Origin of the sequence: Pseudomonas sp. RA_35y_Pfl2_P32, from assembly GCF_963970735.1 — a bacterium.
Taxonomy (GTDB): domain Bacteria; phylum Pseudomonadota; class Gammaproteobacteria; order Pseudomonadales; family Pseudomonadaceae; genus Aquipseudomonas.
In genome coordinates this window covers 1-279 of sequence record NZ_CAXAQF010000418.1, presented here as the reverse complement: position 1 = coordinate 279, position 279 = coordinate 1, and the positions used below count along the sequence as shown (strand labels likewise).

Annotated in this window: 1 protein-coding gene; it reads left to right on the top strand. The window is 59.1% G+C overall.

Going from position 1 to position 279, the window contains the following annotated elements; translation table 11 throughout:
* Nucleotides 1-279: immunoglobulin-like domain-containing protein (locus AACY45_RS28975; RefSeq protein WP_339548905.1), on the top strand; the 279-nt coding region annotated here is incomplete at both ends.

Here is a 279-nt window from a genome sequence, read left to right as displayed (position 1 = left end):
TAACGAAGCCATCGTTAAAGTCGGCGACACCGTCTCCGAAGTGGTCGCCACTCTGTCTGTGGATAAAACCACCGTCACCGAAGGTGGTTCCGTCACCTACACCGTGACCCTGACCAACGCTGCTGGCTTGCCAATGAGCAACCACGGCGAGTTGACCTTCAAGCTTTCCGACGGCACCACCATCACCGTTCCGGCCAACAGCACCACTGGCACGGCAACCGTGGTCACCAGCAATGACATCTTCACCGGCGGCCAGCCGGCGCTGGTCAACAAACTGGA